At 62.3% G+C, this 12777-nt stretch carries 15 protein-coding genes; 2 read left to right on the top strand and 13 right to left on the bottom strand.

The genetic code is table 11. The features are described 5' to 3' along the window. Position 1: 1 nt before the first annotated feature. The 3 genes from D8U69_RS15740 to D8U69_RS15730 are packed head-to-tail and all read right to left on the bottom strand — an operon-like array spanning position 2 to position 2553. Entirely contained in the window at positions 2 to 904 is a 903-nt protein-coding gene (locus tag D8U69_RS15740; RefSeq protein ID WP_056853949.1) for a transporter substrate-binding domain-containing protein, read from the bottom strand. A 26-nt stretch (positions 905 to 930) separates the two neighbouring features. Further along, on the bottom strand, positions 931 to 1284 hold the full coding sequence (locus D8U69_RS15735) for a RidA family protein (RefSeq protein WP_130907680.1): 354 nt from the start codon (positions 1282 to 1284) through the stop codon (positions 931 to 933). Positions 1285 to 1311: 27 nt separating this feature from the next. Continuing rightward, positions 1312 to 2553: a D-amino acid dehydrogenase gene (locus D8U69_RS15730; RefSeq protein WP_130907679.1), complete on the bottom strand. Its 1242-nt coding sequence runs from the start codon at positions 2551 to 2553 to the stop codon at positions 1312 to 1314. 109 nt (positions 2554 to 2662) lie between these two features. Here D8U69_RS15730 and D8U69_RS15725 point away from each other — a divergent pair, with 109 nt between their 5' ends. Then, complete coding sequence (locus D8U69_RS15725; RefSeq protein WP_130907678.1) at positions 2663 to 3580, top strand: LysR family transcriptional regulator; 918 nt, start codon at positions 2663 to 2665, stop codon at positions 3578 to 3580. A 25-nt stretch (positions 3581 to 3605) separates the two neighbouring features. Here the strand turns inward: D8U69_RS15725 and D8U69_RS15720 are convergent, their stop codons facing one another. Then, a complete protein-coding gene (locus D8U69_RS15720; RefSeq protein ID WP_056853953.1) occupies positions 3606 to 4223 on the bottom strand; it encodes a hemolysin III family protein in 618 nt (205 codons plus the stop codon). A 234-nt stretch (positions 4224 to 4457) separates the two neighbouring features. Here D8U69_RS15720 and D8U69_RS15715 point away from each other — a divergent pair, with 234 nt between their 5' ends. Further along, entirely contained in the window at positions 4458 to 5372 is a 915-nt protein-coding gene (locus D8U69_RS15715; protein ID WP_056853954.1) for a LysR substrate-binding domain-containing protein, read from the top strand. A gap of 135 nt (positions 5373 to 5507) precedes the next feature. On the opposite strand, the gene madM is transcribed toward D8U69_RS15715, so the two are convergent. From madM to mdcA, 9 genes are all read right to left on the bottom strand, one after another. Then, a complete protein-coding gene (gene madM, locus D8U69_RS15710; protein WP_056853955.1) occupies positions 5508 to 6272 on the bottom strand; it encodes a malonate transporter subunit MadM in 765 nt (254 codons plus the stop codon). A gap of 1 nt (position 6273) precedes the next feature. Next, positions 6274 to 6690, bottom strand: coding sequence for a malonate transporter subunit MadL (madL, locus tag D8U69_RS15705; RefSeq protein ID WP_130906032.1), 417 nt, complete (start codon positions 6688 to 6690; stop codon positions 6274 to 6276). Between the two features lie 64 nt (positions 6691 to 6754). Continuing rightward, positions 6755 to 7666, bottom strand: a complete 912-nt coding sequence (gene mdcH / locus D8U69_RS15700) for a malonate decarboxylase subunit epsilon (RefSeq protein WP_130907677.1) — start codon at positions 7664 to 7666, stop codon at positions 6755 to 6757. Next, positions 7663 to 8283: a malonate decarboxylase holo-ACP synthase gene (locus D8U69_RS15695; protein WP_130907676.1), complete on the bottom strand. Its 621-nt coding sequence runs from the start codon at positions 8281 to 8283 to the stop codon at positions 7663 to 7665. The genes mdcH and D8U69_RS15695 overlap by 4 nt, the downstream gene beginning before the upstream one ends. After that, on the bottom strand, positions 8277 to 9080 hold the full coding sequence (gene mdcE / locus D8U69_RS15690; protein ID WP_130907675.1) for a biotin-independent malonate decarboxylase subunit gamma: 804 nt from the start codon (positions 9078 to 9080) through the stop codon (positions 8277 to 8279). Before mdcE ends, D8U69_RS15695 begins: the two co-directional genes overlap by 7 nt. Next, positions 9077 to 9928: a biotin-independent malonate decarboxylase subunit beta gene (locus tag D8U69_RS15685; RefSeq protein ID WP_130907674.1), complete on the bottom strand. Its 852-nt coding sequence runs from the start codon at positions 9926 to 9928 to the stop codon at positions 9077 to 9079. Before D8U69_RS15685 ends, mdcE begins: the two co-directional genes overlap by 4 nt. Then, positions 9921 to 10220, bottom strand: a complete 300-nt coding sequence (locus tag D8U69_RS15680) for a malonate decarboxylase subunit delta (protein ID WP_056853961.1) — start codon at positions 10218 to 10220, stop codon at positions 9921 to 9923. The genes D8U69_RS15685 and D8U69_RS15680 overlap by 8 nt, the downstream gene beginning before the upstream one ends. Continuing rightward, on the bottom strand, positions 10220 to 11095 hold the full coding sequence (locus tag D8U69_RS15675; RefSeq protein WP_130907673.1) for a triphosphoribosyl-dephospho-CoA synthase: 876 nt from the start codon (positions 11093 to 11095) through the stop codon (positions 10220 to 10222). The genes D8U69_RS15680 and D8U69_RS15675 overlap by 1 nt, the downstream gene beginning before the upstream one ends. Continuing rightward, positions 11095 to 12765, bottom strand: a complete 1671-nt coding sequence (gene mdcA / locus D8U69_RS15670; RefSeq protein ID WP_130907672.1) for a malonate decarboxylase subunit alpha — start codon at positions 12763 to 12765, stop codon at positions 11095 to 11097. Before mdcA ends, D8U69_RS15675 begins: the two co-directional genes overlap by 1 nt. Positions 12766 to 12777: the final 12 nt, after the last annotated feature.

Here is a 12777-nt window from a genome sequence, read left to right as displayed (position 1 = left end):
GCTACTGCACCGGATCACTCACCGGTTTGGCAATGATCGCCTTGAGTTCGCTGGTCATCGGGAATTCAAGGTTCAACCCCTTCGGCGGGATCGGCTGCTCAAACCAGCGTTTATAGATGCCATTGATCTCGCCTGAACTGTACAGATCCGCCAACACACCGTTGACCAGCGCCAGGAACTGCGGATCGTCCTTGCGCACCATGCAGCTGTAGATCTCCCGTGACTGCTCTTCCCCGACGACCACCCACTTGTGTGGGTCATGGGCCTTCGCGCGTTCCCCGTAGAGCAGCGCGTCGTCCATGTAGAAGGCCGCCGCCCGTCCCGATTGCAGCATCTGGAAGGCTTCGCCGTGGTCCTTGGCGCTGATCACAAACATGTCGATCTTGTGATCGACGTTGTAGCTTTTCAAGAAGCGCTCATTGGTGGTGCCGGCGGTCGTCACCACGTTCTTGCCGCGCAAGTCGGCGAAGCTCTTGATTCCGCTGTCCCTGGCCGTCAGCAACTGGCCTTTGACGTAGATGAAGCCGTAGGAGAACGCCACTTGTTTCTGCCGCTCGGCGGTCACGCCGGTGGAACCGCACTCCAGGTCAACCGTGCCGTTCTGCACCAGTGGAATGCGGGTTTGCGAGGTCACCAGGTTGTACTTCACCTTCAACTCCGGCAGGGCCAGTTGCTGCTGGATGCGCTCGACGATCTTGCCTGCCAGATCCACCGAGTACCCCATCGGCTTGCCGCTATGATCACCCACATAAGAGAAAGGCACCGAAGCATCGCGATAGCCCAGAGTGATGCTGTTGGCGCTGGCGACCTTGCTCAGGGTGCCGGTCAAAGGCATTTCATTGGCCTGAACCTGACTGCCGAGCAACAGGCCAAGCGTACAAGTGAGCAACGTGATTTTTTGCATTGTTATTCTCCGTTGTGGGTATTGGTTTATCGGACGCGTGCCGCGATGGCGGTGATTTCCACCAACACCTGCGGTCGGGCCAGTTCGGCCTGCACGGTGGTGCGACTCGGCGCTTGACCCGGTGACAGCCAGGCCGACCAGACCTCGTTCATCGCGGCGAAATCTTCGTTGATGTTCTTCAGGTAAATGGTCGCGCTGAGCAGATGGTCCTTGCCGCTCCCCGCCTCGGCCAGCAGCGAGTCGATTTTCGCCAGCACCTCGCGGGTCTGGCTGGCTGCATCCGTGGCATCGCCGGGCACCTGCCCGGAAAGAAACACCAGATCGCCAAAGGTCACGGCGCCGGACAGGCGCGGGTTGCTGTGCAGTCGGGTAATGCTCATAACAGTGTCCTCTTCAGAAGTCAGTATTCAGGCGGCGCGGTGGTTGAAACCCTGCAGGTCGATGGAAGTCCGACGCTCGCCAATCAGTTCACTGAGCAGGCGCCCGCTGGCGCATGCCAGGGTGAAACCCAGCGCGCCGTGGCCAAGGTTGAGCCACAGGTTGCGATACGCGGTCGCACCCAGCAGCGGCACTCCGTTAGGTGTAGCCGGGCGCATGCCGGCCCATTCGACAGCCGCGTCGTAGGCACCGGCATCGGGAAAGGTCTCACGGGCCTGACGCTTGATCAGCGCCAGTCGCTTGGGGTCGAGCGCAGGGTCGAAACCGACGATGTCGACCATCGCCGCCACCCGCAATTGCTCGCCGATACGCGCGTAGACGATCTTGCGGTCGTAGTCAGTGATGCTCACGTCCGGCGCCCGATGACCGGCGCCAATTGGCACGGTCAGGCTGTAGCCCTTAAGTGGATACAACGGCAGTTGCAGCCCGGGCAGAGCCAACAATGGGCTGCGGTGGCCGGCGGCGATAACCAGATGCTCGACCGGCAGCACTTGCTCGCCGAGTTCGATGGCGTTGACGCTGCCGTTGTTGTGGCGAATGCCGGTCACTGTTTGCCCGAGACGGAACTCGCAACGGCCGGAGGCCTGCAACCGGGCAGCCAGTTGCTGGCAGAAACCATGGCAATCGCCGACCTCTTCGTCCGGGGTGTAAATCGCGCCGACGAAGGGGGCATCGGCCAATGCCGGCTCCAGCCGCGTACATTCGGCAGGCGACAACACCTGCTGTTGCAGCGGGTCGGCCAGACCCCGGCACGCATGCTCGAAGCTGCTGTTCTGGCGGAAGGTCACCAGTTTGCCGTTGCGCCGCCACTGAAATCCCGTCAGTCCATCGTCCTCGCGCCAGGACTTCAAAGTGGCCTGGCTGAGCAGCGCCAGGCGCAGCAAGTGTGCGGCGTTCTCACGGTTGACCGAGCGACGGCAGGCGCCGAGGAAAGACGCCATCCAACGCCACTGGGCCGGGTCGAAGCGCGGGCGCAACTTCAGCGGTGAATCGCCGCGCAACATCCAGCCGATGGCCTGCAAAGGCACACCCGCGTCGGCCAGCGGCGCGACATAGCGATAGGAGAGCTGGCCGCCATTGGCGAAGCTGGTTTCACTGCCCAGCGAATCCCGGGCTTCGATCACTGTCACCTCGACGCCGTCGCGCACCAGCGCATAGGCCGTTGCCAGGCCGATCACGCCGCCTCCGATGATGCACACACGCTGAGCCATGTCCGTCCTTAAAGCCGTTGAGAAGACGATGCCAAGGTTAGAGCCAGGTGACAGACGTTGAACAATGCATAAAGATGGCAACCCCATAAACAAAGGTTATGGACTTGCCATGCGCCTGCGCCACATCGAGATCTTCCAGGCAATCCGACAAACCGGCTCGATCAGCGCTGCCGCGCAATTGCTGCACGTTTCGCAGCCGGCGGTGAGCAAAGTGTTGCAGCATGCCGAGCAACAACTGGGCTTCGCGCTGTTCCTGCGCGTACGCGGCAAACTGCAGCCGACGCCGGAAGCATTGGAGTTGGAGCGCGAGGTCGACAAGGTCAGCGAAAGCCTGCAAGGCGTGCGACGTCTGGCCCAGAGCCTGCGCCGCGAGCCTGGCCACAGTCTGCGGATCGGCGCCACGCCGGCGCTGGCCCTTTCATTGTTACCGCCGGCCATTCACGAGTGGACCAGACGCTACCCGGACATTGCCTGCGAACTGTCCAGCGCCCACAGTCGCGAACTGGTGCAGAACCTGTTGATGCGCGAAGTGGATGTCGCCCTGACCCTGCAACGCCCGGATCACCCAGGGCTCAAGGCACAGGCGCTGGCTTCGGGGGTTTTGGTGGCGCTGGCACCGGCGAGTTACTGGCCGGCGACGGAGGCAGGAACGCCGCTGCCGCTGATGGCGCTTGCCGATGCACCCTTGATCGGCCTGTCCAGCGCCGACCCATTGGCTGCCCGGCTCGATAGTTACCTGGAAGCGGTTGATCCACCGCCGCGGATACGCATCGCCGTGCAGACCTATTCACTGGCCCGGGCCATGGTGGAATCAGGTGCCGGTCTGGCGGTGATCGACCCCTTCACCGCCCTCGGCGCCTCACCGGGCACCACGACCCTCCGCCCGCTGGCCCCGCCATTGCCGATTACCCTGTATGCCGTGACTCGCGCCAGCGAACCACCGCCGCACACACTTGATGAACTGCTGCAGATCTTCAGTCGCCGTGCCCGGGAGCAATTGGACAACCTGATGCCTGGGCAACCCTGAAGTCTGATCAAGCCCCCTTGGCGCGTTACAGGACGTAGAACAAAATCGCCACAAAGTGCAGCAGACTTCCGGCGATCACGAACAGATGCCAGATCCCGTGGGCATGTCGCAATCGGTGATCGAGGGCGAAAAAGATAATCCCGACGGTGTACAACACGCCGCCCGACGCCAGCCAGGCAAACCCTGCGCTACCCAGTGCAGCCAGCAATGGCTTGACCGCCACCAGCACGATCCAGCCCATCACCGCGTAAATCACGATCGACAGGATCCGCGCTTCGGAACGCGGCTTGATCTCTTGCAGGATGCCGATCAGCGCCAACCCCCAGACAATCCCGAACAGCGTCCAGCCCCACGGTCCACGCAGCGTCACCAGACAGAACGGTGTATAGCTGCCGGCGATCAACAGGTAGATCGAGAAGTGATCGACTTTCTGCATGATCGCTTTCTTGCGCCCGCGCACGCTGTGGTACACGGTCGATGCGCTGTAGAGCGACATCAAGGTAAAGCCGTAGATCGCCACGCTGACGATTTTCCATGGGCTGCCGTCCATGCTGGCAATCACCAGCATCCACACCACACCAACCGTTGCCGCCACTGCCCCGACCAAATGCGTCCAGGCGTTCAATCTTTCCCCGTGATACATCGTTTACCCACCTCATCAATCATTGCCGCAACACGCAAGGCTCAGGCCTGCAGTCTGAAAGCGCAATATTTCAGAACATAACACCCCCCCTGTAGGAGCCGGCTTGCTGGCGATAGGATCTCAAGTTTCACGTTGATCTTCAGGGCCTCATCGCTGGCAAGCCAGCTCCCACAAAGGTCTGCGTGCCCGAACGTAATTAGGCACAATCGAGCGATTCCAAAAAGAGTCCGCCCCATGCTGATCGATGAAGAGTTGACCCTGAAAAAACTCGAGGTGTTCCTGGCCTTCATGCGCACCGGCAACCTCGCCCGGGCCGCCGCCGAGTTGCAGACCAGCAACGTCAGCGTTCACCGCGCGATCCACTCTCTGGAAAGCGCCCTGCGCTGCCCGTTGTTCAAACACGAAGGCCGCAACCTGACACCGCTGGAGAGCGCCTATGTGCTGGAAGAGCGCGCGCAAAAGCTGATTCAGGACGTCGTCGAGAGCGTGCGCCTGACCCGTGAGGCCGCCGGATTTTCCGCCGAGCGCTTCAAGTTGGGTTCGCTGTATTCGTTGACGGTGAAGACCGTGCCGCAACTGATCATGGGCCTTAAGATCCGCCGCAGCGAGCTGAATATCGATCTGATTCTCGGCTCGAATTTCGACCTGTTGTACAAGCTCAAGAACATGGAAGTCGACGCGATCCTGGTATCACTGGACGACAGCATCATCGACCCGGACCTGGAACATATCCCACTGTTCTCTGACGACATCTTCCTGGCCACGCCGGCCGACTCGAAGTTCGCCCAACGGACCGAAGTCGACCTGGCCGAGGTCCGCGACGAAACTTTCATCACACTGACCCAAGGCTTCGCCACCCATCAGGATGGCAAGCGGGTATTCGAGCAGGCGGGGTTCGAGCCAAAGGTGGCGATGCAGGTCAACGACATCTTCACGCTGCTGAGCATGGTCAGCTCAGGCGTGGGTTACGCGTTGCTGCCGGGGAGGATTGCGGCGGTGTACGAGAACCGGGTGAAGCTGATTCCGTTGCAGGAACAATATCGCTTGCAGCAGCACATCGGCGTGGTGTTCCTCAAGGCCAAGGAGCGCGATCCGAATCTGCTGGCGTTGCTGGCCGAGTGTCGGATGTATGCCAATCGCCAGGCTTGAGTGTGGCGAGGGAGCTTGATGATCGTTCCCACGCTCTGCGTGGGAATGCTTCAAGGGACGCTCCGCGTTCCAGCTTTCGAATGGGACGCGGAGCGTCCCGGGCTGCATTCCCACGCAGAGCGCGGGAACGATCAGTTAGCCCACAATCCCGCGAACAATGAAGTACAACAACGAAGGCCCGAGCAGGCAGCCCAGCCCAGTGTGAAAGGTCGCCGTCAACGCCCCATAAGGCACCAACCGCCGATCCGTCGCCGCCAGCCCCGCCGTCACCCCGCTCACAGTGCCGGCCAACCCGCCAAACACCATCGCCGAACGCGGGTTATCCAGGCCCATCCAGCGCGCCGCCACCGGCGTGCCGACCATCACCAGGATCGCCTTGATCAACCCCGTGGCAATCGACAGCGCCATCACATCCGAGGTCGCGCCGATGGCTGCACCGGTCACCGGACCGACGATGTAAGTCACCGCGCCGGCGCCAATGGTGGTCATGCTCACCGCATCGCGATAGCCGAACACCCAGGCCATGCACGCACCGACAATGAACGGCAGCACCGTGCCCAGCAGCAGCGCGATCACCCCGATCAACCCGGCCTTCTTCGCTTCGGTCGCCTGCACTTCGAACGCCGTGGCGACGATGGCGAAATCGCGCAACATGGCGCCGCCCATCAAGCCGATGCCGGAGAACAGCGTCAGGTCCGCCAGGCCTTTTTGCCCGCCGGTCATGGTGCCACCGACCCAGGCCAGCACCAGGCCGATGACGATGGCAATCGCCGAGCCATGAATGCGCCCGAAAGTCAGGCGTTTGGAGAGAATCACCGATACCCACATGATCACGCCGACGAAGGCGAAGGCAGTGACCAGACCGTTGTGTTCCAGACCTTTCTCGATGAGATCCCACATGTCAGCGACCTCCTGCCGGTGCGCCGACCGAGGTTACATCCGCCGGTTCATCGGGCAACGGTTCACCTTTATGAGTCCGGCTGATCAAGGCAATGGTGCAACCGCAGACCAGCACCGAACCGATCGCCGCCAGCACCGCCACCGGGCCGCCATGCAGTGCCGTGACCACGTTCTGTTGCGCGGCCATCGCCACCACCACCGGAATGTACATCGCGCCCCAGAAGCCGACGCCCATCTCGCAGTCCTTGGTCATGCCGCCACGTTTTTGCATCCACAACCGCGCGCAGATCAGCAGGATCATGGCGATCCCGACCCCGCCGACGTTGGATTTGACGCCCAGCAATACGCCGAGCATGTCACCCATGATCACTCCTGCCAGCGTACAGATCGCGAGCAGCGCCACACCGTAAATAATCATTGTTGTTGTCCTCAAAGTGCATCGTCGGATGTTGTTTTTGTTGTTCGAAGCCTGACTCGCGGATCTAAGGGTGGCGGCTTCCCTCCTCACGCATCAGCGCCTGCAGGGTATCGAGCCGTGCACCGTCGAAGGCAATCACGGTGCCTTGCTCGAATACCCGGCGCGCCAGCCCGGTCAACACCGCACCGGGCGGCAGTTCGATCTGTAGACGCACGCCACGCTCGTAGGCGCTTTGCACAGTGCCGCGCCAATCCACCACGCGGCACATGTTGAAAGCGAGGTCGTCGCGCAGCGCATCAACCTTGAACACCGGCCGCGCGCGACTGCCGCTCAGGTAACCGATCTTCGGGGTTTGCAGTTGCACCTTGGCGAAGGCTTCGGCGAGGGTTTTTGCAGGCATGTCCAACAGCGGGCAATGCGAAGGCACGCTCACCGCCAGACGCTTGGCCAGCCCTGCCCCGCGACTTCTTGCCAGCTCAGCCACTGCCTTCATCGCAGCGTCACTGCCGGCGATTACCACCTGGTTATCGGCGTTGATGTTGGCCAGGTAAACCGGCGTGTCGACGTTGTGCACCTGCGCCAGCAAACCTTCCACGGTGGCCAGGTCCAGACCGATGATCGCGGTCATGCCATAGCCCTGTGGATACGCCCGTTGCATCAGCTCACCGCGCAGGCTGACCAGATGCAACGCATCGCTGAACGCCAGGGCTCCGGCCACCACCGCTGCCGGATAGGCACCGATGGAAAGCCCCGCGACATGATCCGGGTCCATCGCCAACTGCCGTGAAGCCGCCACACCGGCGATCAGCAGGCAAAGCTGCACGGCCCTTGTCGACTGCAATGATTGCGCAGAATCCAGCAGCAAAACATCTTCACCAAGAATGTCGCTCGCCTCGCTCAAGGTTTGCCGAGGCAACCGCTGGAGCATGCCCGGCTGTTGCGCGCCTTGTCCCGGGAACACCAGCAAGCTGCTCATGCTGCTTGCTCCTGCGGGTTCCATGGGTCAATCACCAAGCAGGCTTCGCGGGTGTTTTTCAGTAGCACACGATTCGAAGTGCCGGCCCATTCGCGCAAGGCAACACCACCCGACGGCGTCTGCAATTGCATGTCCACGACACATGGCGCCGTATCGAGCAACGCCAGCAACTCCCGAGCCTGCTCACGCGCCAGAGGTAGTGGCGTACGCAAAATCAGATCCAGATCACTGCCCTGATGCAGCGCTGCAAAGCCGCTGGCCAATTCGAAGCCGGCACTGCCGCTGACGCCCCAGACCCAGCCGCACGCATCAAGCGCAGGGCGCAATTGCGCCAAGGCTTCAAGTGCCGGCAAGTCACGGGCGATATCGACACGGCAGAGTTCCTCGGGCGCTACGCGACGGGTAATAGAAGCCATCGCCATCGACGTCGCATAACGCTGCTCACGCAAACGCCCGCGCACGCCGACCGCAATCCGCTGCGCTGCCGACAGCGCGCGGCGCACCACCACCGGTTGCCCCGAGTTGAGCGACTCGACTGCCCACGCAGGCGCATTCGCAGGCAACTGCGCCGGGGTCATGCCCCAGAGCAGGTCGTGGGCCAGGGGCGCGTTCACCACTGCTCACTCAGCAATTGGCGGACCTTGCTCGAAGCGGCACGATTGGTCGCGCCGAGACGACCGCTGAGGTCGGCGCCCTTGTGCGCAACATCGTCAATCGCTAGCGTCAGGCATTCAGTCACCCGCGCCAGATCCGCCGCCGTCGGCTGTTCGATCTGTTCCACCGCCAAGGTTTCCCACAGCAGGCCGAGGCTGGCATAGCTGTCGATGTCATAGGCCATCGGCGGCACACTGGCAGCCAGGGTTTCCAGCTCTTCGACACTGCGCAAGGTCACCCGCGCGGCCGACGCTTTGCCCATGGCATGCACCATCACACCCGGATCACGCAGGGCGATCAGTCGGTTGGCCTGATACCCGTGGGCCAGGAACGCCCCGGACATCGCCTTGCCCACCAGCAAACCGATCACGGCATGACCGGCGAGGCGTGCACGAGCATAACTGTCCGCGGCAGCTGCCAGCGCCTGATGAATGCCCAGCGCTTCTTCGCGTCGACCATAAGCCTGGCTCGGCACATCGACGATGGCGATCAAGGCACGTTTCTGCGCTTTGTCCTGATCCGCCGTAATCACTTCATCCACAGCCTTGGCCAGACCCCAGCCTTCGAGCAATCCGACCTCGCCATGACGGGCGCGGACAAAACGGTTTGCCGGGTCGGCTACCACGGCGATAAATCGCACCGGTTGCCCGGCGAAAAAACCATCGGCGACTTTCAGCGAGGCCGGCAATCCGTCGACGGGTTTGGCATCGGCGCCCAAGGCCTTGAACCAGTTCAAGCCTCTGAGGGAATACGCACTCATGAACGCTCTCCTTGATACAGTTCGCGAACCACGCAGGGCTCGATTTGCGGCTCGGCATTCAGACGCGCCAGGCGTTGCAGGTACAGATCGGCTTGTTGACTGCGTTGCCGTGTCGGCAGACCCAATTTGAACAAATCACCGATTTGCTGGCGGATCTGCGCCGCATCGTCAGCGACATAACGATCCACCAGGCCGCTGGCGAAGCGTTGCTCGCCACCGGTCAGGCTCCAGATGAACGGACGGTCCCGCGAATCGTATTCCTCCAGCCCGGCTTCTTGCTCGATCACCTGCGGACCGTTCAAGCCAAGTCGTGCTTCCTGCGTCACCAGCAAATAGCTGCACAACCCGGCAGCGATCGACATGCCGCCAAAGCAACCCACGCTGCCCGCCACCACGCCCACGACCGGTTGGTATTGGCGAAGATCGACTATCGCCGCATGAATATCGGCAATCGCCGCCAGGCCGAGGTTGGCTTCCTGCAACCGCACGCCACCGGTTTCCAGCAGCAGCACGGCACGGGTCGGGATGCCTTTGCGGTTATCTTCGGCGGCCAGTTCCAGTGCGCCGGCAATCTTTGCCCCGCCGACTTCGCCAAGGCTGCCACCCTGGAAAGCGCCTTCGATGGCGGCGATCACCACCGGCAAGCCATCGAGGCTGCCTTTGGCGATGACTACGCCGTCATCGGCTTGCGGCACCACGCCCTGACGCGCCAGCCAGGGCGACATGACGCGCTGGAACGGGTCGAGCAATTCACGGAAAGTACCGGCATCGAGCAAGGCTTTCGCCCGTTGCCGGGCACCCAGTTCGACGAAGCTGTGCTTGTTGAGCAACGAGGCGCTGTCAGTCATGGCCGATCTCCTCGAAGCCTTGTTCCAGACGCAGACGTACCACACCGGGGGTTGCGCCGAAATCGTGGATATCAATGTCCATAGCGGCTGGCATCTGGCCCTCGAACATCCGTGCAAACAGATGCTGCCAGCGTTGTTCACTGCCGTTGACCGAGGTCTGCACGGTGATGGTCAACTTGCCGGACTGACCCGGTTCGATCAGTACTTCGAGATCGCCGGAACCGACACAGCCCACCAGCGTGCGACCGCGTGGCGGCTGCCCGGCGGGGAATTCGAAAGATAAGGTTTCCATCAAAAAACTCCCTTTTGCAGGCTGTCGCCCGACTCGATACCGTCGATCAACAGGCAGGCTGCGAGCAGGTCGGCAGCACCGCCGGGCGAGGCATTCAACGCGATAAGTTGTTGGTCGAGCTGGTGCAGCCGGCGCCGTCCGGCGAGGCTGGCACTGCCACCGGCATCGAGTACCGCCTGGGCGCCGATTTGCATGGTGCGCAGGCCCTGTTCGCCGGCGCGGTACAGCACGCAGGTGTCGGCCAGATCGGTCATGATCGCCAGCAGCGCATCGAGCCGAGCGTTCTGTTCGCCATGCCCGTTGGCGCGGCTGCGCTTGAGTTGCGGCAGCGCCCGTTGGATAACTGCCGGAAATCCCAGTTGGGCTTCTTCCCGGGCACCGCGCGCACCGTAGCGTTGCGCGACTTGCGCGCCGTGGCTGAGGGGACGTGGCGCGAAGCGATCATCGAGCAAGGCCAGCCTTGCCGCGCGCAACGCGATGGAACCGGCGGCGGTGGATTCAGGCTCCAGCGCGGCAGCGGCGACCAACAAGCCCAGCGCCCAGATCGCCCCGCGATGAGTGTTCACACCGTTGGTGGTGGTGAGCATCGATTGCTCGCCTTGGCGACCGATCAGGCCGATCGCTTCGCGCAGCGGCAAACCGATCTCGCCGATCTCGACAGCGGCTTCAGCCATTTCCTTGAACGCTGGCCACAAGGCCAGCGCCGAAGCGTGCATAAGCCCGAGGTGCAAATCGGTGTGGGCGCCATTGCCACGACGGTCGACCAATGCCGGTTTCGGCGACAGGTCCGCTTCGTCGATCAGCGCGTCTACCGCCCTATCCGCCAGCCGCTCGGCCAGGCTCAGGTTTTCTGGTTGCAGGTTGAGTGCGTGCATTACCAGCTCCTGAATTTGGCGGGTGGGTTGTAGAGGCCGCCGGACCACTCGACCAGATCGGCCACGCTCTTGGCGGCGAGCAGTTCGCGGGTGGCGTCGGTACGGCGGATGCCGAGGTCTTCGGGCAAGGCGATCAAGCCTTCGCGGCGCATGCGTGCGGTGTCTTTCGGGTTGTGGCGCAGGCCGATGGCAGTGACGCCAGCGACCGCAGCAATCATGGCCTGACGTTCTTCGAGCGAGCGCGCCTTGTACAAATAGGCGATGCCTTCTTCGGTCAACAGGTGGGTTACGTCGTCGCCGTAGATCATGATCGGCGCCAGTGGCATGCCGCTTTTCTTCGCCACTTCAATGGCGTCGAGGGTTTCGACGAAGGTTGGTTTTCCGCCCTCCTGGAAGGTCTCGACCATTTGCACCACCAGTTTCTTGCCACGTTCGAGCAACGGCTCGGCGGCATCGCCGTGGCGCATGTCCAGCCAGGCTGGCGTACCGTGGCGGCGACCCCGCGGGTCGTGACCCATGTTCGGTGCGCCGCCGAAACCGGCCAGCCGTCCACGGGTCACGGTGGAAGAATGGCCATCGCCATCGACCTGCAGCGTGGCACCGATGAACAGGTCCACGGCGTACTGTCCGGCCAATTGGCTGAACATCCGGTTGGAACGCAGCGAGCCGTCGCGTCCGGTGAAGAACACATCGGGCCGGGCGGCGATGTAGTTTTCCATGCCCAGCTCGGTGCCGAAGCAATGCACACTTTCAACCCAGCCGCTTTCAATCGCCGGGATCAGCGTCGGGTGCGGATTGAGCGTCCAGTTGCGGCAGATCTTGCCTTTGAGGCCGAGGGATTCGCCGTAGGTCGGCAGGATCAGCTCGATAGCGGCCGTGTTGAACCCGATGCCGTGATTGAGCGACTGCACGTTGTGTTTTTCGTAGATGCCACGGATCGCCATCATCGCCATCAACACGTGCACAGGCTTGATGTGCCGTGGGTCGCGGGTGAACAGCGGCTCGATGTAGAACGGCTTGTCGGCCACCACCACGAAATCGACCCACGACGCAGGAATGTCCACACGCGGCAAGTCGCTGACGTCGTCCACCAACTGGTTGACCTGGACGATGACGATGCCATCGCTGAAGGCCGCCGGTTCGATCAGCGCCGGAGTGTCTTCGGTACTTGGGCCGGTATAGATGTTGCCGGCACGGTCGGCCATGAAGCCGGCCGAGAGCACGACGTTGGGAATCAGGTCCACCACCAGTCGCGCATAGAGTTCGATGTAAGTATGGATCGCGCCGATTTCCAGCAGGCCGTCTTCGAGCAACTGGCTGATGCGCAGGCTCTGGGTGCCGGCGAAAGAGAAATCGAGCTTGCGGGCGATACCACGTTCGAACAGGTCCAGATGCTCGGAGCGGCCGACGCTGGGCATGATCATGTGCAGTTCGTGGAGCTTGCCCGGATCGACCTTGGCCAGGGAGCGCGAAAGAAAATCCGCCTGCTTCTGGTTGTTGCCCTCCAGTACCACGCGATCGCCCGGCAAGATCAATGCCTCGAGCGCCGCGACGATCTTGTCGGTGGGCAGCACCACCCCATCAGCCAGGGATTTAACCAACTCCAGACGCCGCTGCTTTTCGCTGCGCCGCCGCGTCCATCGCGAGTCGGGGGATATTGTTGTAGTCATGACCACTCCACG

This window comes from Pseudomonas sp. Sample_16, assembly GCF_004307665.1.
Lineage (GTDB): Bacteria > Pseudomonadota > Gammaproteobacteria > Pseudomonadales > Pseudomonadaceae > Aquipseudomonas.
The sequence above is the reverse complement of the archived record's forward strand: the minus strand, read 5'-3'. Positions and strand labels throughout refer to the sequence as shown.